The sequence below is a fragment of the Streptomyces phaeolivaceus genome, from assembly GCF_009184865.1.
GTDB lineage: Bacteria > Actinomycetota > Actinomycetes > Streptomycetales > Streptomycetaceae > Streptomyces > Streptomyces phaeolivaceus.
This window is the reverse complement of record NZ_CP045096.1, coordinates 1791266-1813837: the sequence shown is the minus strand read 5'-3', so window position 1 is coordinate 1813837 and position 22572 is coordinate 1791266. Positions and strand designations below refer to the sequence as shown.

At 71.2% G+C, this 22572-nt stretch carries 16 protein-coding genes and 2 pseudogenes; 13 read left to right on the top strand and 5 right to left on the bottom strand.

All coding sequences use genetic code 11. From position 1 onward, the window contains the following. The first annotated feature begins 155 nt into the window (after positions 1 to 155). From F9278_RS08560 to F9278_RS08550, 3 genes are read left to right on the top strand one after another with little or no spacing between them, the layout of a single operon-like run. Positions 156 to 1418, top strand: a complete 1263-nt coding sequence (locus F9278_RS08560) for a glycosyltransferase family 4 protein (protein ID WP_152167757.1) — start codon at positions 156 to 158, stop codon at positions 1416 to 1418. Then, a complete protein-coding gene (locus F9278_RS08555; protein ID WP_319023104.1) occupies positions 1415 to 2254 on the top strand; it encodes a hypothetical protein in 840 nt (279 codons plus the stop codon). Before F9278_RS08560 ends, F9278_RS08555 begins: the two co-directional genes overlap by 4 nt. 52 nt (positions 2255 to 2306) lie before the next feature. Next, entirely contained in the window at positions 2307 to 3317 is a 1011-nt protein-coding gene (locus F9278_RS08550) for a helix-turn-helix transcriptional regulator (protein WP_152167756.1), read from the top strand. Here F9278_RS08550 and ctaD read toward each other — a convergent pair. Next, positions 3226 to 4956, bottom strand: coding sequence for an aa3-type cytochrome oxidase subunit I (ctaD, locus tag F9278_RS08545; RefSeq protein WP_152167755.1), 1731 nt, complete (start codon positions 4954 to 4956; stop codon positions 3226 to 3228). The two genes, F9278_RS08550 and ctaD, sit on opposite strands and share 92 nt — an antisense overlap. Before the next feature lie 377 nt (positions 4957 to 5333). Here ctaD and F9278_RS08540 point away from each other — a divergent pair, with 377 nt between their 5' ends. Then, complete coding sequence (locus F9278_RS08540) at positions 5334 to 5549, top strand: I78 family peptidase inhibitor (protein WP_152167754.1); 216 nt, start codon at positions 5334 to 5336, stop codon at positions 5547 to 5549. Positions 5550 to 5654: 105 nt separating this feature from the next. Here F9278_RS08540 and F9278_RS08535 read toward each other — a convergent pair whose 3' ends face one another. Together F9278_RS08535 and F9278_RS08530 are read right to left on the bottom strand one after the other, a co-directional pair. Further along, on the bottom strand, positions 5655 to 6683 hold the full coding sequence (locus F9278_RS08535; RefSeq protein ID WP_152167753.1) for a phosphatase PAP2 family protein: 1029 nt from the start codon (positions 6681 to 6683) through the stop codon (positions 5655 to 5657). Positions 6684 to 6922: 239 nt separating this feature from the next. Further along, positions 6923 to 8119: a glycosyltransferase family 39 protein gene (locus F9278_RS08530; RefSeq protein WP_152167752.1), complete on the bottom strand. Its 1197-nt coding sequence runs from the start codon at positions 8117 to 8119 to the stop codon at positions 6923 to 6925. A gap of 501 nt (positions 8120 to 8620) precedes the next feature. Between F9278_RS08530 and F9278_RS08525 the strand changes: the two genes are divergently transcribed. Together F9278_RS08525 and F9278_RS08520 are read left to right on the top strand one after the other, a co-directional pair. Further along, positions 8621 to 10195 (top strand): MFS transporter, encoded by a 1575-nt coding sequence (locus tag F9278_RS08525; protein ID WP_152173753.1) that lies wholly within the window; start codon positions 8621 to 8623, stop codon positions 10193 to 10195. Between the two features lie 102 nt (positions 10196 to 10297). Next, the gene (locus F9278_RS08520; protein ID WP_152167751.1) at positions 10298 to 11467 is read left to right on the top strand and encodes an acyl-CoA dehydrogenase family protein; all 1170 of its coding nucleotides are present in this window, start codon (positions 10298 to 10300) and stop codon (positions 11465 to 11467) included. Positions 11468 to 11518: 51 nt separating this feature from the next. Here the strand turns inward: F9278_RS08520 and F9278_RS08515 are convergent, their stop codons facing one another. Next, complete coding sequence (locus F9278_RS08515; RefSeq protein ID WP_152167750.1) at positions 11519 to 11962, bottom strand: cell division protein SepF; 444 nt, start codon at positions 11960 to 11962, stop codon at positions 11519 to 11521. 303 nt (positions 11963 to 12265) lie between these two features. Between F9278_RS08515 and F9278_RS08510 the strand changes: the two genes are divergently transcribed. The 7 genes and pseudogenes from F9278_RS08510 to F9278_RS08480 all read left to right on the top strand — a co-directional run bounded on the left by F9278_RS08510 (position 12266) and on the right by F9278_RS08480 (position 21359). Continuing rightward, complete coding sequence (locus tag F9278_RS08510) at positions 12266 to 13516, top strand: DUF5685 family protein (RefSeq protein WP_152167749.1); 1251 nt, start codon at positions 12266 to 12268, stop codon at positions 13514 to 13516. Positions 13517 to 13904: 388 nt separating this feature from the next. Next, positions 13905 to 15716, top strand: a complete 1812-nt coding sequence (locus tag F9278_RS08505) for an FAD/NAD(P)-binding protein (protein WP_193241406.1) — start codon at positions 13905 to 13907, stop codon at positions 15714 to 15716. A gap of 127 nt (positions 15717 to 15843) precedes the next feature. Continuing rightward, on the top strand, positions 15844 to 16944 hold the full coding sequence (locus F9278_RS08500) for an LLM class flavin-dependent oxidoreductase (protein WP_152167748.1): 1101 nt from the start codon (positions 15844 to 15846) through the stop codon (positions 16942 to 16944). 163 nt (positions 16945 to 17107) lie between these two features. After that, a pseudogene (locus F9278_RS08495) lies at positions 17108 to 17302 on the top strand (F420-dependent methylene-tetrahydromethanopterin reductase); the annotation flags it as partial. Between the two features lie 495 nt (positions 17303 to 17797). Next, positions 17798 to 18700: a S1 family peptidase gene (locus tag F9278_RS08490; protein ID WP_152167747.1), complete on the top strand. Its 903-nt coding sequence runs from the start codon at positions 17798 to 17800 to the stop codon at positions 18698 to 18700. 266 nt (positions 18701 to 18966) lie between these two features. Further along, positions 18967 to 19751 (top strand): annotated as a pseudogene (locus F9278_RS08485) (slipin family protein). 528 nt (positions 19752 to 20279) lie between these two features. After that, positions 20280 to 21359, top strand: coding sequence for a S1 family peptidase (locus tag F9278_RS08480; protein ID WP_152167746.1), 1080 nt, complete (start codon positions 20280 to 20282; stop codon positions 21357 to 21359). Positions 21360 to 21442: 83 nt separating this feature from the next. Here F9278_RS08480 and F9278_RS08475 read toward each other — a convergent pair whose 3' ends face one another. After that, entirely contained in the window at positions 21443 to 22510 is a 1068-nt protein-coding gene (locus tag F9278_RS08475; protein WP_152167745.1) for an ABC transporter permease, read from the bottom strand. Between the last annotated feature and the right edge of the window lie 62 nt (positions 22511 to 22572).

Here is a 22572-nt window from a genome sequence, read left to right as displayed (position 1 = left end):
CGATCGGGCAACCGTTGCGGAACAAGTTGATGTGGAAGTCCAACCATTCCCAGGGATGCCGGGTCTAAGCGTGTGGCGGTGGACCAGCACCGCCATTGACGGATGACCGGGGAAATCAGCGGATGACCAGGGAAATCAGGGGGTTCGGGGGACGCATGCACATTTCATTCCTCATACACAACGCGTACGGGATCGGCGGGACGATCCGCACGACGTACAACCTTGCGAACACCCTGGCAGAACAGCACGACGTGGAGATCGTCTCCGTCTTCCGCCACCGCGACGAGCCCGTCTTCGACGTGAGCCCGAAGGTCCGGCTGCGCGGCCTGGTCGACATCCGGGAGGGCGGCGCCGACAAGGGCCACGCCGACCTGGAGCGTCCCGCCAAGGTCTTCCCGCGCGCCGAGGGCCGTCACCACCAGTACAGCGCCCTGACCGACCGGCGGATCGCCGAGCACCTCGCCTCGGTCGACGCCGACGTCCTGGTCGGCACCCGCCCCGGGCTGAACGTGCACCTGGCCCGGCAGGCACGTCGCGGCCCGATCCGGGTCGGCCAGGAGCATCTGACGCTCGACAGCCACTCCTCGGCCCTGCGCGCCACCCTGCGCGGCGTCTACCCGAGGCTCGACGCCCTCACCACGACCACCGAGGCCGACGCGCGCGCGTACGGCGCGAAGATGCGGCTGCCCGGCGTCCAGGTGCGGGCCGTGCCCAACCCGGTGCCCGCGCCCGGCATCGACCCGGCCGACGGCACCGGCAAATGGGTCGTGGCCGCCGGGCGGCTCGCCCCCGTGAAGCGCTACGACCTGCTCATCAAGGCCTTCGACAAGGTCCGCGAGGAGCGCCCCGACTGGCGGCTGCGGATCTACGGCGGCGGCAAGCAGAAGGACAGACTCCGCGCCCTCGTCGACAAGTTGGGCCTCTACAACCATGTCTATCTGATGGGCCCGGCCAACCCCATCGAGCCCGAGTGGGCCAAGGGCTCCATCGCGGCCGTCACCTCCAGCCTGGAGTCGTTCGGCATGACCATCGTCGAGGCCATGCGCTGCGGACTGCCGGTGGTCTCCACCAACTGCCCGCACGGGCCCGGCGAGATCATCGACGACGGCGTCGACGGCCGCCTGGTCAAGGTCGGCAACGTCAAGGCCATCGCCGGCGGTCTGTTGGAACTCATCAACGACGACGACAAGCGGCAGCGGATGGCGCACGCCGCGCTGGAGGACTCCGAGCGCTTCGACCCGGCCCGGATCGCCGAGCGCTACGAGACGCTCTTCGGCGGCCTCGTCGCCCGCGGCGGCGCCTCCTCGGTGGGCCGGATGCGTGGCTCCCTGCACCGCACCCGCGGCGCCCTGCTCGGTGGCGCGTACGCCGTTCGGGATGCCGGACGAACCGCTTTCAAGAAGGGGCGCACCGCATGATGACGCTGGCTCCGCAACAGCCCGCACGCCGCGACGACCGGGAGGACCGGGCGATGCCCCCGCGCGCCGACTGCGTGGCCGACTTCGCGGGCGGCCTGACCTTCGAGGTCCCCGACCTGGGCGAGCCCGGCCCCGCCCACCTGGTCCTCGTCTCCCGCGACGGCGACCCGGAGGTGCGCCTGCCCCTCACCCCGGCCGGCGACGGCCGTCTGAGGGCCGCGCTGCCCGGCGGCGTGGCCCTCCCCGAGGGCTACTGGGACGTCCACCTCCAGGTCGCCGACGGCGAACCGCTGCGGCTGTCGCCCGGCGTCAACGACCTGCGCTCCCTCGTCGACCGCGCTCCCGTCCCCACCGCCGACCGGATCGTCGTCCGCATCCCGTACGGCACCAAGCACGGCAACCTCACCCTCCGCTGCTGGGAGCGCTCCCCGCACGCCGAGGCCGGCGCGCTCCATATAGGCGAAGGCCGGCTGGAGGTGACCGCCCGGCTGTACGGCGCCGAGCCCACCCCCGACGCGTACGCCGAGATCGCCGACCAGAACGGCGTGGCCCCCGCGGTGCGGGCCGACCTCACCGCCGACGACGACCGGGGCGACATCCGCTTCACCGTCGCCTACGGCGAACTGCCGCCCGGCCACTGGGACCTGTGGCTGCGCCCCCGGGGGGAGAGCGGTCCGAGGGTGCGGATCGGGCGGCTGCTCGACGACGTCGTCGACAAGCACCCGGTCTTCGTCTACCCCAGGTCCCGCGCCGAGTCCGGGCGGGGCGCGGTGGAGGGCGAGCCGTACTACACGGCCCACAACGACCTGTCCGTCACGGTCGTCGCCGTGAGCTGAGGCGCAGCCGTCGAGGACACTCCCTGTCCTCGACGGCTGGCAGACTCGCCCCATGTTGGAGACATCGGCAAGGCTGCTGCGGCTGCTCTCGCTCCTGCAGTCCCACCGCGAATGGTCCGGCTCGGAGCTGGCCGGCCGGCTCGGCGTGACCGCGCGCACGGTCCGCCGGGACGTGGACCGGCTGCGCGAGCTGGGCTACCCGGTCAACGCCAGCCCCGGCACCGGCGGCGGCTACCAGCTCGGCGCCGGTGCCGAACTGCCGCCGCTGCTCCTCGACGACGAGGAGGCGGTCGCGGTGGCCGTCGGCCTGCGCTCGGCCGCCGGGCAGGGCATCGACGGCATCGGCGAGTCCTCCGTACGCGCCCTCGCCAAACTCGAACAGGTGCTGCCGAGCCGGCTGCGCCGCCGGGTGAGCGCCCTGAACGCCTTCACCGTGCCGCTGCTGCGCGGCCCCCAGCTCTCCACGATCGACCCGGCCGTCCTCACCGAACTCGCGAACGCCTGCCGGGACGCCGAGCGGCTGCGCTTCGAGTACCGCGACCACGGCGGCGCCACCACCCGCCGTACCGTCGAGCCGCACCGCCTGGTGTGCACCGAGCGCCGCTGGTACCTGGTCGCCTGGGACGTCGAGCGGGCCGGCTGGCGCACCTTCCGCGTGGACCGGGTCACGCCCACGCCACCGCACGGCCCGCGCTTCACCCCGCGCGAGCCACCGGCCGAGGACCTCGCCGCGTACGTCTCCCGAGGCGTCTCCACGCGCGCGTACGCCTCGCACGCCGTCGTACGGCTGCTGGTGCCCCTCCAGGAGGCCGCCGCGCGGGTCTCGCCGTCGGCGGGCACCCTGGAGCCCTACGACGAGCACAGCTGTCTGCTGCGCACCGGGGCCCCGAGCCTCGATGTGATGGCCATCCACGTGATGATGACCGGCGTCGACTTCGAGGTCGTCGAGCCGGAGGCGCTGACGGAGACGATCAGGACCCTTCGGGACCGCCTGTCGGCCGCTCTTGACCGAACCGGGGATGCGGTGTCCCCTCCTGCCCCTTCCGGGTCTGAGGTGGCGTGATCGCCGCGAACGCCGGGTGGTGCAGGTCGAACGCCGGGGACTCCGAGCGGACCCGGGGCAGCGTCACGAAGTTGTGGCGGGGCGGCGGACACGACGTCGCCCACTCCAGCGACCGGCCGTACCCCCAGGGGTCGTCGACGTCGACCTTCACCCCGTACCGGGACGTCTTCCAGACGTTGTAGAGGAACGGCAGCGTGGACAGGCCCAGCAGGAACGCGCCGATCGTCGAGACGGTGTTGAGCGCGGTGAAGCCGTCGGCGGCCAGATAGTCCGCGTACCGCCGGGGCATGCCCTCGGCGCCCAGCCAGTGCTGCACCAGGAACGTGGTGTGGAAGCCGACGAACAGCGTCCAGAAGTGCATCTTGCCGAGCCGCTCGTCGAGCATCTTCCCGGTGAACTTGGGCCACCAGAAGGAGAACCCGGCGAAGGTGGCGAAGACGACCGTGCCGAAGACGACGTAGTGGAAGTGCGCGACCACGAAGTACGAGTCCGTGACATGGAAGTCCATCGGCGGTGACGCCAGGATCACCCCGGTCAGACCGCCGAACAGGAACGACACCAGGAAGCCGGTCGCCCACAGCATCGGTGTCTCGAACGACAGCGAGCCCTTCAGCATCGTCCCCGTCCAGTTGAAGAACTTCACGCCCGTCGGCACGGCGATCAGGAAGCTCATGAACGAGAAGAACGGCAGCAGCACCGCGCCCGTGGCGAACATGTGGTGCGCCCACACCACGATCGACAGCCCGGTGATCGCCATCGTCGCCCCGACCAGCGTCAGATAGCCGAAGATCGGCTTGCGGCTGAAGACCGGGATGATCTCCGTGATGATCCCGAAGAACGGCAGCGCGATGATGTAGACCTCCGGGTGCCCGAAGAACCAGAACAGGTGCTGCCACAGCAGCGCCCCGCCGTTGGCCGCGTCGAACACCCGCGATCCGAACCGCCGGTCCGCCTCCAGGACCAGCAGCGCGGCGGCGAGCACCGGGAACGCCATCAGGATCAGGATCGACGTGAACAGCGTGTTCCAGGTGAAGATCGGCATCCGGAACATCGTCATCCCGGGCGCGCGCATCCCGACGATCGTGGTCAGGAAGTTCACCGCGCCGAGGATCGTCCCGAACCCGGCCAGGGCCAGCCCCATGATCCACATGTCGGCCCCGATCCCCGGCGACCGCTCCAGACTGTTCAGCGGCGCGTAGGCGAACCAGCCGAAGTCGGCGGGCCCCGACGGCACCAGCAGCGAGCCCATCACGATCAGCCCGCCGAACAGGAACAGCCAGTACGACAGCATGTTCAGCCGGGGGAAGGCGACATCGGGCGCGCCGATCTGCAAGGGCATGATCTCGTTGGCGAAGCCGGCGAAGGTCGGTGTCGCGAAGAGCAGCAGCATGATCGTGCCGTGCAGGGTGAACAACTGGTTGAACTGTGTGTTGTCCACGATCTGGGTGCCCGGCCGGGCCAGCTCGGCGCGCATCACCAGCGCCATCAGACCGGCCGCCAGGAAGAACAGGAACGACGTGACCAGATAGAGGTGGCCGATCTTCTTGTGGTCCGTGGTGGTCAGCCAGTCGACCACGACACGTCCCGGCTTCCTCGCCCGCACGGGTCGTGCCGGCGCCTGTACGGTCTCGGTCCCCATCGCTCGCCCCTTCGCCGCCGCGTCCTGGACCCGTGCGCACGTCATGACACGCGCGGCCCCGCTCGCTCCGACAGGGGCGTAGGGGGGAAGTGTGCGGGAACCGTGTATTTCCCATGAGGTGGGGGCTTCCGGGAGCCGTCCGGGAATCGGTGGGAAAAGGCTGGACATGCACCGGACACACGGCCCCGGACACGTATTCCGACGGGCTATTCGCGATGGTGTCGAAGGGGCCGGGAATTGTGTTCGGCAGCGCGCGTAAGGCGTAAGGAACCGCCCGTACGTGTGACTGAGTTGGGCCGAATCGGGTGTCGTGGTTCTGTGACAGAAGCGTGACTGCGGGAGGACAGCGGGCCCTCCGGGCGCCTACCGTGGCGGTCATGGCACCCATTCCCACCCCTTCCGAAGAGCCCCGGGACGACCCCGACGCCTACGTCGGTCTGGAGGCGCCGAACGCCGAGCGCCGCGCCGCGGAACGCGGCTGGTCCACGGTCAGAAAGCTGCCGCCGGGCGCGATCGTCACCATGGAGTACCGCTTCGGGCGGCTGAACCTGGAGGTCGAGGACGGCCGGGTGAGGCGCGCCTGGAAGGGCTGAACCGCGCGTCGTCGGATCCAGGACGGGCGAAGGCCCGGCTCCCTTCGGAGCCGGGCCTTCGCCGTGCGGGGCATGGAGTGTGCGTACCGGCCCCGCTGTCTCGTGTCAGCCGCCCGCCAGCGGTCGGGCCGAGGTCGCGTTGTGCGCGACCCGGTCCGCGTGGGGCGGTCGGCGGGAGCCGGTCGGGGTCACCGGGGCCCGCTCCGACCTGCTCAGATGCGGTCCGGGGGCCAGATGCAGCGGCACGATCGGCGGGTGCGCGGCACGGGCCGCGACACCGGTCTCCCGGACGGTCGCGGGCTCCTCGCCGGGCGCCCGCAGCGGGGCCGTCCCCACGGCGGTGGGCGTCGGCGCGGTCGCCGGCACGGGCGCCGTACGGCGGTCGCGCCAGGAGTCCCGCAGCGAGAAGAGCCAGGCCTCGGCGCGGGCGATCAGCGGCTCGAACCAGGGCAGCGCCAGCATGATCAGCAGACCGGCGGCCCAGCCCAGCAGGACGTCGCTCAACCAGTGCGTACCGAGGTAGACGGTGGTGAGGCCGACGCCGAGCGAGATCACGGCGGACAGCGCGGACAGCCAGCGCCTGGCCCTCGGCGTCGACGCCAGATAGGCCAGGATTCCCCAGGTCACCACGGCGTTGGCGGTGTGTCCCGAAGGAAATATGTCGCCGCCCAGCCACATCTCGTTGGAGCCGATCTCGGTGGCGTAGTGCGGGCCGAGGCGGCCCATGCCGATCTTGGCGGCACCGACCGTGATGTTCAGCAACAGCAGCGAGACACCGAGCGCCAGCATCGGGCGCAGGGTGTGCTGTCTCCACGAGCGCCAGCCCAGCCAGGCGGCGACCATCACGGCGGTGGGGCCGCGCTGGCCCAGGACGACGTAGTAGTCCAGGAAGGCGTGGATCTGCTGCCACTGCTGGTACGGCCGGAAGAACATGATCTGCCAGTCGAGCCGGACCAGCCACGAGGTGATCACGACGGCCCACACGATGGCCACGTAGAAGGCCAGGGTGGAGCCGAAGAGCACCACCCGGTGCCTGGTCATCACCGGCACATCGATGTGGGCCGGTCGTTCCGGCTCACGGTCCAGCCTGGAGAAGACCCGGTCCAGACGGGTCGGCTTTAGTTCGGTACGCACTCAATCGACGTTACAGCGAGTGAGCTCCGACGCGGCGTGAATCACCGGCTTTGTGATGACGCCGTGATGTGGGATTGCTCTCAGATTGATGTTTATTTCTGCTGAATGACGAATCGTTGCGCCACTCGGCCTTCAATTCCATGGCCTAATGGAGAGCACCCGTTTTGCGGCCCTTTTGAATTCGTTCACCGAATGCTTGCGTGGAATTACCCGTCCGCTCGCCCTCCGTGGCAAGCGGATCAGGGCGGACCCGAGCCGTTCAGCCAGAACGCCCCGTAGACCGCCGAGGCCACCGCGACAACGCCGAGAATCGCCGCTGACCTGCGGGTACGCGCTCCGGCGAGGGCGCGGGCGAGGGGCAGCAGCAGCGGGAAGGCGGGCATCAGCAGCCGGGGCTTCGAGCCGAAGTAGCTCGACGCGCACAGCGCCAGCGCGGTGACCGCCCCCGCGTAGACCAGCAACGGCAGCGGCTGTCCCTGTCTTACGCACACCACGTACAGCCAGACGAGCGACGCCACCCCGATGATCAGTCCGACACCCGCCGGGACCGACGGAAACGACGTGAACTTTTCGGCGACGAAACGCGCGAAGGCGTACCCGCCGTCGAAGCCGTTGCGCCACCCCGCCTGGACGTCGAGGTAACCCAGCGGGCCCTTGCCCGTGCGATGGCCGACCCACAGGACGTAGCCACCGGCCCCCAGGGGCGCCAGGGTCATTCCGAGGGCGCGCGGCCGGAGCCGGGCGCCCCTCGATGCCTCCGCGCTCCGTCTTCGTGCGAACGGGGGAGCGGGTTCGCGCCGCCGCCGCTCCCGCAGGCAGGACGCGATCGCCGCCGCCCAGACCGCCGCGACCACCGCCAGCCCCACCGGGCGGGTCAGCCCGGCGAGCGCGGCCAGCGCGCCCGCCGTCACCCAGCGGCCGGTCAGCACCGCGTACAGCGACCACGCGGCCAGCGCGGTGAACAGCGCCTCCGTGTACGCCATCGACTGCACGATCCCGACCGGCAGCACCGCCCACAGCAGCACCGCGCACACCCCGACCCGGCGCCCGTACGCATGGTCGGCGACCGCGAAGATCCCCCAGGCCGCGGCGAGCGAGGCGAGCGTGCCGACGACGAGACCGGCGTGGGCGTACGACAGCCCGGTCACCGCCGACACCGCCCGCTCCAGCCACGGCAGCAGCGGGAAGAAGGCCAGGTTCGAGTGGACGTCGCCGTTCGGCAGCCGCACCTCGTAGCCGTAACCGAGTTCGGCGACACGGGTGTACCAGAGCGAGTCCCAGCGGGCCGACAGCAGTGTCAGGGCGCTCTTGTCGCGCGCCGCGCTCCACCCGGCGAGGGCGACGAGGCCCAGGACGCGCACGGCGGCGTACCCGAGGAGCGCGGGGGCGGCCCGCCTCGGGAGAGGCGGCGCCGGGCGCGTAACAAGATCGGTCACGCGCTCGATTATCGGCGGAGCACCGCCCGAGCCGGGAACCGGCCGGGAAACGGTCACGTGGTCGTCGGTGAGCGACCGCGAGGGACGGTGACGGACCCCGCGTGGCGTATGCCACACCTCACATGAGGGTTCCATGAGACACCCGCCACCTTTCACCGGCCGGGACTCGCGTACGCTGACGGCTCGCTCGCCATTCGATGCGCGGGCCCGGGACGCCGCTCCTCCCGGGCCGTAGCAGCCGGGGAGTCCCCACCCCGCTGGTTCCGCCGAACGCGAGAGCATCTGGGAGGTACGTACATGTCCGGGACGCCCACGGCCGCCGCACCACGCCGTCGGGACACCGGGGCCGGTGCCAGGGCCCTTCTGATGAATCTCCGTGGCGTCGCGGCGTTCGGCACGCACGCTCGCCGCACGGCGCGAAGGGCCAGGTGGCTCCGCCACAAGACCCTTCACACCGCACGCCGATCGCAGGCACCGAACGCCGCTCCTTCTTCCACGGGGATTCATCAGAAGGGCCCTAGCCGCTGGGTCGTCCTCGTCGTCCTCTGCGTGAGCCTGCTCCTGGTCGCCGTCGACGCCACCGTGCTGCACGTGGCGGTGCCCGCGGTCACCGAGGACATCAAACCGAGCGGCATCGAGCTGCTCTGGATCGTCGACGTCTACCCGCTGGTCTGCGCCGCGCTGCTGATCCTCTTCGGCACGCTCGGCGACCGCGTCGGCCGCAGACGGATCCTCCTCCTCGGGTACGCCCTCTTCGGCGTCGCCTCCGCCCTCGCGGCCTTCGCCGACAGCCCGCACGTCCTGATCGCGGCCCGCGCCCTGCTCGGCGTCGGCGGCGCGATGATCATGCCCGCGACCCTGTCGATCCTGCGGCAGGTCTTCCCCGACCGGCGCGAGCGGGCGCTCGCCATCGGTGTCTGGAGCGCGGTCGCCGCCGTCGGCGCGGCCGTCGGCCCCCTGCTCGGCGGGTTCCTGCTGGAGCACTTCTGGTGGGGCTCGGTCTTCCTCGTCAACATCCCGCTGATGCTCGTCAGCCTGCCCGTCGGCCGGCTGCTGCTGCCCGAGTCGACGGGCGACCGCGACGGCCCCTGGGACGTGGTCGGCGCCCTGATGGCGGCCGTCGGCCTCTTCGGCGTCGTCCTCGCCGTGAAGCGGCTCGGCAGCGGACACCCGCCCTTCGACCCGGGCACCGCGCTCGCCCTCCTCGGCGGCGGCGGGCTGCTGACCGCGTTCGTACGACGGCAGCGGCGCCGGACGCATCCCCTGGTCGACCTGCGGATGTTCGCCCGCCCCGCGTTCAGCACCTCGGTCGGCTGCATCGTCCTCGCCATGCTCGCGCTGGTGGGTCTCGAACTGATCGCCGCGCAGTATCTGCAACTGGTCCTCGGCCTGTCCCCGCTGGAGACGGGTCTACGGCTGCTGCCGCTGACCATCGCCGCGATGGCGGCCGGACTCGTCGGCTCCCATCTGCTGCACCGCTTCGGGCCGCGCCGCATGGTCTCCCTCGGCTTCTGTCTCACCGCCTTCGCCGTCGTCCTGCTGACGGCGATGGGGCGCCAGGACAACGCGGGGCTGCTGCTCGCCGGGTTCGTACTGCTCGGCTTCGGGCTGGAGACGACGCTCTTCGGGGCGTACGAGTCGATGCTCAGCGAGGCGCCCGCGTCCTCGGCGGGCGGGGCGGCGGCGATCGGCGAGACCTCCTACCAGCTGGGCGCCGGCATCGGGATCGCCCTCCTCGGCAGCGTCATGAACGCGGCGTACACGCCCGGGTTGTCGTCCGTGCCGGGGGTGCCCTCGTCGGCGTCCGCCGCCGCCGGGCACTCGCTGGGGGAGGCGTACGAGGTCGCGGACCGGCTGGGCGGGTCCTCGGGGGAGGCGCTGCGACACGCCGCCCGGGACTCGTTCGTGCACGGGCTGCACGTCACGCTGTTGGTGAGCGCGGCGCTGCTGGTGCTGGGCGCGGTGATGGCGCTGCGGCTGCCTCGGGGGATGGAGTGCGGGGGCGCTGCCGCGGAGGTGCCGGGGCCGAGGGAGGCGAAGACGGCTGCGCCTGTGCGGGCGGAGTCGGTGCGCTGAGCTGTTTCGGCACCCTTTGCCGGGGCTGGGCCAGGAGCGGCTGAGCGGGCGGATGGGTACGGTGGTGAGCGTCGCTAGTTTTGTGAGCCGGAGGTGCACCCCATGAGCTTCGACCCTGCCGATTTCCTCGGCCTCGACGATCTGCTCGACCCCGAGGATCTCGCCGTGCGGGACACCGTGCGGAGGTGGGCCGGGGATCGGGTGTTGCCGTATGTCGCCGAGTGGTACGAGCGGGGGGAGCTGCCCGGGATCCGGGAGCTGGCGCGGGAGTTGGGGGCGCTCGGGGCGCTCGGGATGTCGCTCCAGGGGTACGGGTGCGCGGGGGCGAGTGCCGTGCAGTACGGGCTCGCCTGTCTGGAGCTGGAGGCCGCCGACTCGGGCATCCGCTCGCTCGTGTCCGTGCAGGGGTCGCTCGCCATGTACGCCATCCACCGCTTCGGCAGCGAGGAGCAGAAGCGGGCGTGGCTGCCGCGTATGGCCTCGGGCGAGGTGATCGGGTGCTTCGGGCTGACCGAGCCCGACCACGGCTCCGACCCGGCGTCGATGCGGACGTACGCCAAGCGGGACGGCGGCGACTGGGTGCTCGACGGGCGGAAGATGTGGATCACCAACGGGTCCGTCGCCGGGGTCGCCGTCGTATGGGCGCAGACCGAGGACGGCATCCGGGGGTTCGTCGTACCGACCGACACCGCCGGCTTCTCCGCGCCGGAGATCACGCACAAGTGGTCCCTGCGCGCCTCCGTCACCAGTGAACTCGTCCTGGACGACGTGCGGTTGCCCGGAGACGCCGTACTGCCGGAGGTCAAGGGGCTGAAAGGTCCGCTGAGTTGTCTTTCGCACGCCCGCTACGGAATCGTGTGGGGCTCGATGGGAGCCGCGCGCGCGTGTTTCGAGTCGGCCGTTGAATACGCGCGGACACGGGAACAGTTCGGGAAGCCGATCGGGGCATTTCAGCTCACCCAGGCCAAACTCGCCGACATGGCGGTCGAGTTGCACAAGGGGATTCTGCTCGCCCACCATCTGGGGCGGCGGATGGACGCGGGACGGCTCCGTCCCGAGCAGATCAGTTTCGGCAAGCTGAACAACGTACGGGAGGCGATCGAGATCTGCCGTACCGCCCGCACGATTCTCGGCGCGAACGGGATCTCCCTGGAGTACCCGGTGATGCGGCACGCGACGAACCTGGAGTCCGTGCTCACCTACGAGGGCACTGTCGAGATGCACCAACTCGTGCTGGGCAAGGCGCTCACCGGTCTCGACGCCTTCCGGTGAGCCGCGTCGTACGCCCGGATGCCGGAGGCAGGGCCGACGTGCGGCCCTGCCTCAGCTCTGGTTGAAGAAACCGTCCACCGGACGGCTCGCGACCTCACCGCTGATGATCTCTGTGTCGGCGGGGGTCAGCAGGAACACACGGTTGGAGACCCGCTCGATCGAACCGCGCAGGCCGAAGATCAGGCCGGCCGCGAAGTCGACGACCCGCTTGGCGTCGGCGGACTCCATGTTGGTGAGGTTCATGATCACCGGGACGCCGTCCCGGAAGAGCTCGCCGATGTGCCGGGCGTCACGGAAGCTGTCCGGCGTGACCGTGCCGATCCGGCGGCCGTGGTCCTGCGCGGCCTCGGACGCGACCTTGACGCGAGGGTCGGTGACCCAGGCCTCGCCGGAGCCGGACTCCCGCTCATCGGCGTAGTCGTCGTCGTAGTAACGCTCGTCATCGTTGTCGTCGACGAGGCCAAGCCAGGCACTCGCCTTGCGCACCGATCCCATGGACGCCTCCTCTCGCAGCGGTCTTTCGTGCTTTCCGCATCCCTATCGTCGTCCATGATGCGGATGTCTCGCCAAGTGGATAGACGCCGCACGGGGGTTTCGTGACGGTACTGGTGCAGAACGAATTCGTCGAGAGTCCATGTGCCCCAAGGGCTCCGCTGTACACACCTGCTGACAGAGAGTGAAATAATATTGTTCGCGGCGTTTGGGTGAGTCGCGGGCCGTCCGGGTGAACGTTACGGCGGCTACGATGCGGCCACGCCGACGGGTGTACGAAGGCACGGGAAGACACGGGGGAGTGTCGTGTTCGGAATGGTGAGGCCCTGCGGGCATCGGCTCGACGACGGGCTGTGGGCGCAATGGATGGCGCATCTGTGCGGACTCTGTCTCGCACTGCGTGGGGACCACGGGCAGTTCGCCCGGGTCGTCACCAACTATGACGGTTTGCTGGTCTCGGTTCTGACGGAGGCTCAGGCCGGGAGCGGTACGGAGGGGCGGCGCACCGCCGGGCCCTGCCCGCTGCGCGGGATGCGGACCGCCTCCGTCGCCCGGGGCGAGGGCGCGCGGCTCGCCGCCGCCGTCTCGCTGGTGCTGGCCTCCGCCAAGGTGCGTGACCATGTGGCCGACGGGGACGGACTGCTGGCGCGCAAGCCGGTGGCGCGCGCCGCGCGCCGGGTCGCGACCAGTTGGGGACGCGCCGGGGCGCGTACCGGATCGGACATCGGGTTCGACACGGCGGTGCTGGTCGAGGCCGTGGACCGGCAGGTCGGTATCGAGGCGCTCGCCGGGCTCGGCACCCCACTGCTGACGGTCACCGAGCCGACCGAGACGGCGACCGCGGCGGCCTTCGCGCACACCGCGGTCCTGGCCGGACGGCCGGGGAACGCCGCACCGCTCGCCGAGGCCGGACGTCTCTTCGGACGGCTCGCCCATCTGCTGGACGCGGTGGAGGACCGGACCGCCGACGCCGCCGCCGGCGCGTGGAATCCGCTGACCGCCACGGGGACCCCGGTGGCCGAGGCCCGGCGGCTCGCCGATGACGCGCTGCACGGCATCCGGCTCGCGCTGCGCGAGGTCGAGTTCGTGGACGGCAGGCTGGCCCATCTGCTGCTCGTGCACGAGCTGCGCAGGTCGGTGGACCGGGCGTTCGGGACGGTGCCGGTGTGCGCGGCGCATCAGCAGGGCGGGTCACACCAGCACGGTGGGGCGCATCCGCACGGGGGCGCTCCGGTGCCGGGGAATCCGTACGCGGGCGGCGCGGGTGATCCGTATGCCGGAAGCGGCGGAAATCCGTTCGCCGGAGGTGGTGGGAACCCCTTCGGGGGTGGTGGCGGTGCCGGCGGGGGCGGTGGCTTCGGCGGGGTGCCGGGGCCGCAGCCGCCGCGGCGGCGGGGGTTCTGGGCGGGGTGCGGGATGTTCACCCTGCTGTGCTGCACCTGCCAGATGTGCTGTGCGAAGGAGTACGAGGGTCCCTGGTCCCGGAAGAAGCGCGAGGGCTGCTGCCGGGACTGCGACTGCTGCGAGGCGTGCGAGTGCTGCGGCTGTGACTGCTGAGGAGAAGAGCGAACGCGAGGGGAGGGGGCGCGTGTGAAGGCCAAGAGGGAGAACAGGAACGGCGCCCCTCGAGAATCGGGGCGCGCAGTGGGGTCGGGTCAGCTCAACAGGAGGAGGACCACACTCGACCGAAGTCGATGTGGGAGCGCTTGACCAGCCACTGCTGCGAATACATGGATTAAGTGGAACAGGCATCCGATGGTGAGTCAACCGACTTGAGACGTAGCGCTCACAGTTCGGACAACCTTGACAGTGAGGGGAAAGACCGCCGTACTCTCGGCACAGACCGCTGCTGAGGGGCTCGGTCGCCCGCGTCCATGTTCACGCGCAGGGACGCGCTCTGTGTGAAGGCACCCGTGTTCGACTCGGACATCACGGAGCCTTTCGCATGCCGTCTTCCTCTTCCTCCTTGTCCGTGCGGCCGTCCTTGGTGATCGTCGGGGCCGGGCCGCGCGGTACCGGGCTCATCGAGCGGATCGCCGCCAACGCGGGCGCGCTGTACGCGGGCGCGGGCTTCGACATCCATCTCGTCGATCCCCATCCGCCGGGTGCCGGGCGTATCTGGCGGGCGGACCAGTCGCCGCTGCTGTGGATGAACTCGCAGGCCGAGGACGTCACCATGTTCACCGACGAGACGGTGCGGATGGACGGGCCCGTACGGGAAGGACCCACCCTGCACGAGTGGGCCGGGCTCGACGGGAGATTCTTCCCGGACCGGCGCATCCAGGGCGAGTATCTGCGCTGGGTGCACGAGAGCGCCGTGGCAGATCTGCCCGAGGGCGTCGTCGTCCACCATCATCCGCGGCGGGCGCTGCGGATCGGTGGTTCGCCCGAGGGACGTCAGCAGGTGTGGCTCGAAGGGCGCCCGCGGCCACTGCTCGCGGATCTCGTCGTCCTCGCGCTCGGTCATCTGGACGCCGAACTCGACGACGAACAGAAGGAGTTGGCCGAGTACGCCCGCACCCATGGGCTGGTCCATCTGCCGCCCGACTTCACCGCCGACAGCGATCTGTCCGCGCTGGCCCCCGGGGAACCGGTGCTCGTACGGGGCTTCGGGCTCGCCTTCGTCGACCTCGTGGTGCTGCTGACGGAGGGGCGCGGCGGGCGGTACGAGGGGGACCCCGAGGGGGAGTTGACGTATCACCCCTCCGGCCGGGAGCCGGTGCTGCACGTCGGGTCGCGGCGCGGGGTGCCGTACCACTCGAAGATCGGGTACGACCTGGCGGGGGAACGGCCGCCGCTGCCGAGGTTCTTCGGGCCGGCCGAGGTCGACGAGCTGCTGGAACGCGCGGACCGGGTCGGGCGGCTGGACTTCCGGCGGGATGTGTGGCCGTCGGTGGAGAAGGAGTTGGGGTTCGCCCACTACCACCGGCTGTTCCACGCCCATCCCGGGCGGACCGCCATGGCCTGGGCGGACTTCGAGGAGAAGTACGCGGCGGTCGTGGACGCGGGGGAGCGGGCGGCGCTGGTGGCGTCGGCGGTGCCGGACGCGGCCGACCGGCTGGACCTGGCCGCACTGGACCGACCGTTGGAGGGGGCGCGGTACGGGTCGTACGAGGAGTTCCAGGACGGGCTGCGGGGCTATGTCGAGGGCGATCTGGCGCGCCGGCACGACCCGTCCTTCAGCGCCGACCTGGGTGTCTTCTTCGGGCTGTTGTCCGTCTACGGGCAGCTGATCCGGCTCGGTGACGTCGGGACCTGGTGGCACGGGTTCTTCAGCTATCTCGCCTCCGGGCCGCCCGGACCCCGGCTGCGGCAGCTGCTCGCGCTGTCCCGGGCCGGCCTCCTGAACTTCGTCGGGGCGGACATGCGAGTGGTCGCCGAGGACGGGGTGTTCCGGGCGTCGAGCGTCACCGTGCCCGGGGCGCTGGTCGAGGCGAGGGCGCTGGTCGAGGCGCGGCTGCCGGAGCCGACGGTGGCGCGGGTCCGGGACGGGTTGCTGCGCGAGCTGTACGACGAGGGGGGCGTCGTCGAGACGGTGGAGGGGCTGGTCGCCGTCGACCCCACGGACGGCCGGGTACTGGACCGGGCCGGACGCCCGCACCCCCGGCGCTTCGCCCTCGGCCCCTACACCAACAGCCGCACCCCCGGCGCCTTCACCCGGCCACGCACGGGCGGCCCCGCCTTCCGCCAGAACGACGCGACGGCTCGGGCCGTACTCGCGTTCCTGCGCGACCTGGACTGCCGCGCGGTGGCGTGAGGGGCGGGTGGGGACGGTCCGTTCGAGGTGGTTCTGGGTGATTTTGGCGGTGTGTTGAGAGGCGTCCCGTGGGGCGTGTGGTTCGGGTGGTTCGGGTGGTTCTCGTGGTGGAGAGAGGTTGGTCGGGATGGGGTCGTCGTACGGTCGGGGGCGGTTGCATCTGGCCGCTGCCATTGATCAGCGGGCGGTGTGTGCTGCCGGGGCGTTCGTGGAGCTGGGGCGGCTGGCGGAGCGGGGCGCGCTGGACTTCGTGACGGTCGGGGACTCGTTCGGGCGGCCGGGGCTGGACGCCTTGGCGGTGCTGGCGCGGGTGGCGCCGGAGACGGGGCGGGTCGGGCTGGTGCCGGCGGTGACGACGACACACACCGAGCCGTTCCATGTGCAGGCCGCCGTGGCGACCCTCGACTGGGTCAGCCGGGGGCGCGCCGGGTGGTGGATCGAGGTGTCGGGCACGGAGGCGGAGGCCCGGCTGTTCGGCCGGCGGCCCGCCGCGCCCGCCGACGCGTTGTGGCGCGAGGCCGGTGAAGTGGCCGACGTGGCCGCCCGGTTGTGGGACAGCTGGGAGGACGACGCCGAGATCCGCGACATCGGGACCGGGCGGTTCATCGACCGGGGGAAGGTCCATCACGTCGACTTCGAGGGCGTCGAGGGCGCCGGCTTCTCCGTCCGGGGTCCCTCGATCGTGCCCCGGCCGCCCCAGGGGCATCCCGTACGGGTCGTCGACGCGACCGAGAGGGAGAGCCGGGCGACCGCCGCCGCGCACGCGGACGTCGCCCTCGTACGGGCGGCCACCCCGGACCACGCCGACGCCGTACGGAGGGAACTGCGGGACGCGGCGGCCCGGACCGGGCGGGACCCCGATGAGCTGCGGGTGCTGGTGAGTCTCCGGGTGGACCTCGGCGGTGGGGAGCACGCGGCCGAGCCGGGGCACGGCGGGGGAGGGCCGCGGCCGACCGCGCACGGTCCGCTGTACCGGGGCGGACCCGTCGACCTCGCCGAGCTGATCATCGCCTGGCACCGGGCCGGGGCCGTGGACGGCTTCCATCTCGTGCCCGTCGAACCACGCCGTGACCTGGAACGACTCGTCAACGGGACGGTGGCGCTGCTCCAGCACCGCGGACTGTTCCGCACCTTCTATCCGGGCAGCACGCTCCGCGAGCACCTGGGCCTGGCCCGGCCCGGCAACCGTTACACCGCGGCCGGGAAAGCGGCAGGGCGCGCGACATGACCGTACGAGGGGGAGCGACATGACCGTGCGGACGGGGGAGGTGGTGCGGATGCGTCTCGCGGCGCACTTGCCCGGGGCCGACAACACCACCGTCTGGGCGGATCCGCGGTCGCGCTCGCAGATCGAGTTCGCCCCGCTTCGAGCGAAGTCGAGAAGTGGGGAGGTCGCCGCCGAGCTGGAGGAGTGCGTGCGGGCCGGTGCCGTCGACGGCTTCGTCCTCGTACCGCATCTGACACCCGGCGGGCTCGACGAGTTCGTGGACCGGGTGGTGCCGCTGCTCCAGGAGCGGGGTGTGTTCCGAACGGAGTACCGGGGCACGACCCTGCGCTCCCACCTCGGACTGCCCGAGCCCGGCTGACGGGAGCGGAGGGCGGGACGGCGGGGAGAACGGGGCGGTGGGGAGGGCGGGGGCCGTGGGACCCGGATGACGGAGGGGACGGCTGAACGGCCCAACGCATGATTTCCGGACACCCCCGGGCGGTGGACCCGGGTACTCCGACCGGGCGCCTCGGAGGGTGCCCTCCGCCGCGGCCGACGATAGTGGTGCTCGACGCTCCCGGGCCCTGCGGCCTGCTCCGACGACCCGTCAGCCGGTCACACCGGGAGCCGCTCAGCATTCACACATAACCCGCACATATGGCCTGGTGAGATCAACTGACGTGGAGGGCGCGCCGGTTGGATTCCGAGAGGCCGAAAGGCACCCTTGCGTGGGTCGGCGGTACGGCCGAATACTTCCCCCCAGCGCCTTGTCAGGGGCACGGCGTGTCCGGAATCCGGACCGATGTCCCTGATCTGCGCCTCACGGGCCCCGACCCCACGCGGGCCCCCGACTTCCCTTTGGAGGGAACGACTAGTGAGGATCAAGCGCACCACCCCCCGCAGCGGTATAGCGAGACGGACCCGGCTGATCGCCGTGACCGCCGGACTCGCGGCCGCGGCCGCCGTCACGGTCCCCACCGCCAACGCGGCAGGCACCCAGACGTTCAGCGCCTCCGAGCTCAAGAGCGCCAGCTCATCGGTGCTCAAGGCCGATATCCCGGGCACCGCCTGGGCGATCGACCCGGCGACGGACAAGGTCGTCGTCACCATCGACAGCACCGTCTCCCAGGGCGAGCTGGCGCAGATCAAGGAGGCGGCGGGCGAGAACGCCGACGCTCTGACGATCAAGCGGACCCCGGGCAAGTTCAACAAGCTGATCAAGGGCGGCGACGCCATCTACGCGACCAGCTGGCGCTGCTCGCTGGGCTTCAACGTTCGCAGCGGGAGCACGTACTACTTCGTGACCGCCGGTCACTGCACCGACGGCGCGGGCACCTGGTACTCCAACTCCGGCCGCACCACGGTCCTCGGCCCGACCGCCGGGTCGAGCTTCCCGACCAACGACTACGGCCTCGTGCGCTACAGCAACACCACCATCGCCAAGGACGGCACCGCGGGCAGCGTCGACATCACCAGCGCCGCCACTCCGAGCGTGGGCACCAATGTCATCCGCACCGGCTCCACCACCGGTACCCGTACCGGACGCGTGACCGCTCTCAACGCGACCGTGAACTACGGTGGCGGCGACATCGTCTACGGCATGATCCAGACCACGGTCTGTGCCGAGCCCGGCGACTCCGGCGGCCCGCTCTACGGCAGCAACGGCGTGGCGTACGGTCTCACCTCCGGAGGCAGCGGCAACTGCACCTCCGGTGGCACGACCTTCTTCCAGCCGGTCACCGAGGCCCTGAGCGCGTACGGGGTCAGCGTCTACTAGGCGCTGGGCGATACACGTACACGTCAACAGGCCGAACGGGGCCGGCGCACTTCCCCCCGGCGCCGGACCCCACCCAGCTGCGGCTGGTAGCAGGCGAGCCCCCACACACCATGTGTGCGGGGGCTCGCCCTCGTTCGGGCGGCGGAGTTACCTTCGAGAGGCGTGCGGAGTGCGCGCCGAGCGCGTGTGCGCCGCCGCGGGTACTCCCTCGGCGCGCCCGTGGAGTACTCCCTCTCATACGCCCACTTCGGACCCTGGGGGCCGTGATGGTCGAGGAGCTGGTGGCGGCGGGGGTGGCCCTGGTGTCCGTCGGCACGGTGTACGTGATGTCGGCGGCGCGGGTCGTGAAGCAGTACGAGCGGGGGGCTTCCGGCTCGGCCGGCTGAGGCCGACGGTGCGCGGGCCGGGCTTCACGATGGTGGTGCCGTTCGTCGACCGGCTCCAGAAGGTCAACATGCACATCGTGCCGGTGCCGGTGCCCGCGCAGGAGGGCATCACCCGGGACAACGTCACCGTGCGGGTGGACGCCGTCGTCTACTTCAAGGTGACCTCGGCGGCGGACGCGATCGTACGGGTGGAGGACTACCGGTTCGCCGGCTCCCAGATGGCCCAGACCTCGCTGCGGTCCATCATCGGCAAGAGCGAACTGGACGATCTGCTCGCCGACCGGGAGAAGCTCAACCAGGGGTTTGAGCTGATGATCGACAGTCCGGCGGTGGAGTGGGGGGTCACCGTCGACCGGGTCGAGATCAAGGACGTCTCGCTGCCCGAGACCATGAAGCGGTCCATGGCCCGGCAGGCCGAGGCGGACCGGGAGCGGCGGGCGCGGGTCGTCAACGCGGACGCCGAGCCGCAGGCCTCCAAGAAGCTCGCCGAGGCGGCCAAGGAGATGTCCGAGCAGCCCGCCGCGCTGCAACTGCGGTTGCTGCAGACCGTGGTGGCGGTGGCGGCGGAGAAGAACTCCACGCTCGTCCTGCCGTTCCCGGTGGAGCTGCTGCGGTTCCTGGAACGGGCCCAGCAAGGGGCTCCGCCGGGGCCGGGGGCGCCGTAGCGGGTGGGGGTGCGTTGGCGGGTGCGGGTGAGTGGGGGCTGATCGCGCAGTTCCCCGCGCCCCTGAAAAAGCAGGGGCTGCGCCCCCTGCTTTTTCGGCCCGAAGAGCACGGGGCGCAGCCCCGGCTCTTCAGGGGCGCGGGGAACTGCGCGATCAGCCCCACGCACCCGCACCCGCCAACGCACGCCAACGCACCCCGAATTTCCCCACACGATAGGCGAGTTTCAGACAGGACTAGACCTCACCCGTTGCTGAAGAGGCCGTTGCTTGCCGTGTTTGCAGTGCGAACCGGTGGGAGCGTGAGGTGGGGTGTTACCGGACGGTAGCGGCATAGGGGGCGTGCGCCCCGGTCGCTCGTCCGGCCTGAAGTCGACCTTGTGTGCCCCCTGCACGCCTAGGAATAGTGGGCGCCGCACAGTTGGCATGGACGCGGCGTTTCTTCTTGTCGGTCGCCCCCCACGCCGTACGAATTGCGGTCGCCGGGGCCCCACGCCCCGCGCGGCCAAACCCCCCACAGGAGGACGTGAGTTGAAGCACCGACGCATACCCAGGCGCCGTGCCGTCATGACGGGCGCGGGCATCGCCGCGCTGGTCGCCGCAGGAGTGACCTTCCAGACTGCGAACGCGAGCGAGACCGCGCCGACCTCCGAGCCGAAAGCGCTCTCCATCGCGGCGGCCGGAAAGCTCGCCCTGACCCTCGACGCGGACCTCGGTGCCGACGCGGCGGGAACGTACTACGACGCGAAGAGCAAGCTCCTCGTCGTGAACGTGCTGGACGAGGCCGCCGCCGAGACCGTCGAGGCGGCCGGCGCCAAGGCCCGTGTCGTCGAGCACTCCCTCGCCGAGCTGAAGAGCGCCCGGACGACCCTCAAGGCGGACGCCACCATCCCCGGCACGGCCTGGGCCACCGACCCGACCACCAACAAGGTCGTCGTCACCGCGGACCGCACCGTCTCCAAGGCCGAGCTGGCGAGACTCACCAAGGTCGTGGACGGCCTCGGCGCCAAGGCCGAACTCAAGCGCACCCAGGGCGAGTACAAGCCCTTCGTCGCGGGCGGCGACGCCATCACCGGCGGCAGCGGCCGGTGCTCCCTCGGCTTCAACGTGGTCAAGGGCGGCGAGCCGTTCTTCCTGACGGCCGGTCACTGCACCGAGGGCATCACCGAATGGTCGGCCGACGGCCAGGTCATCGGCGAGAACGCGGACTCCAGCTTCCCCGGCGACGACTACGGCCTGGTCAAGTACACCGCCGACGTCGACCACCCCAGCGAGGTCAACCTCTACGACGGCTCCACCCAGGCCATCTCCGGCGCCGCCGAGGCGACCGTCGGTATGAAGGTCACCCGCAGCGGCTCGACCACCCAGGTCCACAGCGGCACGGTCACCGGCCTCGACGCCACCGTGAACTACGGCAACGGCGACATCGTCAACGGCCTCGTCCAGACCGACGTCTGCGCCGAGCCCGGTGACAGCGGCGGCTCGCTCTTCTCCGGCGACAAGGCCATCGGCCTCACCTCCGGCGGCAGCGGCGACTGCACCTCGGGCGGCGAGACCTTCTTCCAGCCCGTCACCGAGGCACTGTCGGCGACCGGCACGCAGATCGGCTGACCGGTCTGAGGCTTCAGGCCTCAGGCTTCAGGCCTCAGGCTTCAGGCCTCAGGCCTCAGGCTTCAGGCCTCAGGCCTCAGACCTCAGGCTTCGGCGGCGGGCCGGGATTCCGGCTTTCGCCTCAGGGCCGCCATCACCAAGGTGATGGCGGCCCCCGCCACCGCCCAGGCCGAGAGCACCAGCAGCGGGCCGGTGATGTCGTTGCCCTCGAAGTACGCGATCGAGCGGGCCACCCAGACGCCCGCGCCCGGGGGCAGCGCCGGGCCGATCGCCGCCCAGAACGGCGGCAGCAGCGGCGGCGGCAGCGCGCCGCCCGCGCTCGGGTTGCCCGTGATCACCACCAGCAGGACGGCCACGCCGATACCGGCGATCCCGAAGACGCACTGGAGCGCCAGCGTGGCCGCGCCCACCGCGAAGACGACCAGCGCCCCCAGCCCCCACAGCGCCGCCACACTGCCCGGCAGCGCGGTCAGGACCGGCCCGGCGATCACCGCGCCGCCGAGTCCGCCGAGCACCGCGAACAGCGCCAGGACGGCCAGCCGGATGATGCCGCGCCGGATGTTGGTGGGCCGCGCCCCCGCGCTCATCGCCAGCGCCGACGCGCACAGATAGCCGCCGACGCACCAGCCCACGACCAGGTAGAAGGACGTGAGCCCGTTGGCGTCCCCGATGTCGGCCGGGGCCACGTCCACCGTCCGCAGCGTGCGGCCCTCGGACTTCTCCAGCGCGGTGACGAGTGTGACCAGCGCATTGGCGAGGGTGCGACCGCCGCCGGAGGCGACCAGCAGGGTGTCGGTGGTGCCGGCCGGGTCGATCAGCAGGGCGCCGTCGATCTCCCGGTCCACGATCAGCTCGCGCGCCGCCGCCCGGTCGGCCACCGTCCGCGGGTCCAGCGGCTCGCCCGGCAGCCGCTCCAGCCGGGTCACCGCCTGCTCGGCCACCGCGGCCTGCGGCGCGACCACCCCGAACGGCACGTCCCTGAGCTTCGGGTTGTGCAGCGCTCCCACGTACGAGGCGATGAAGAGCAGTTGCAGGGCGAGCACCCCGATGACGAGCAGGGTGGCCCGGGGGGTGACCCCGTCCCTGAGTTCGTCGAGGAAGGACCTGGGGTCGGAGGCGGGGGAGGGGCCGGGGGCGGCCGTCTGTGTCATGTCCTCACGGTCCGAGGCGGGGGGCGTTTGCGCAGGTGGGACGGGGCCGAATGGTTGTCGTA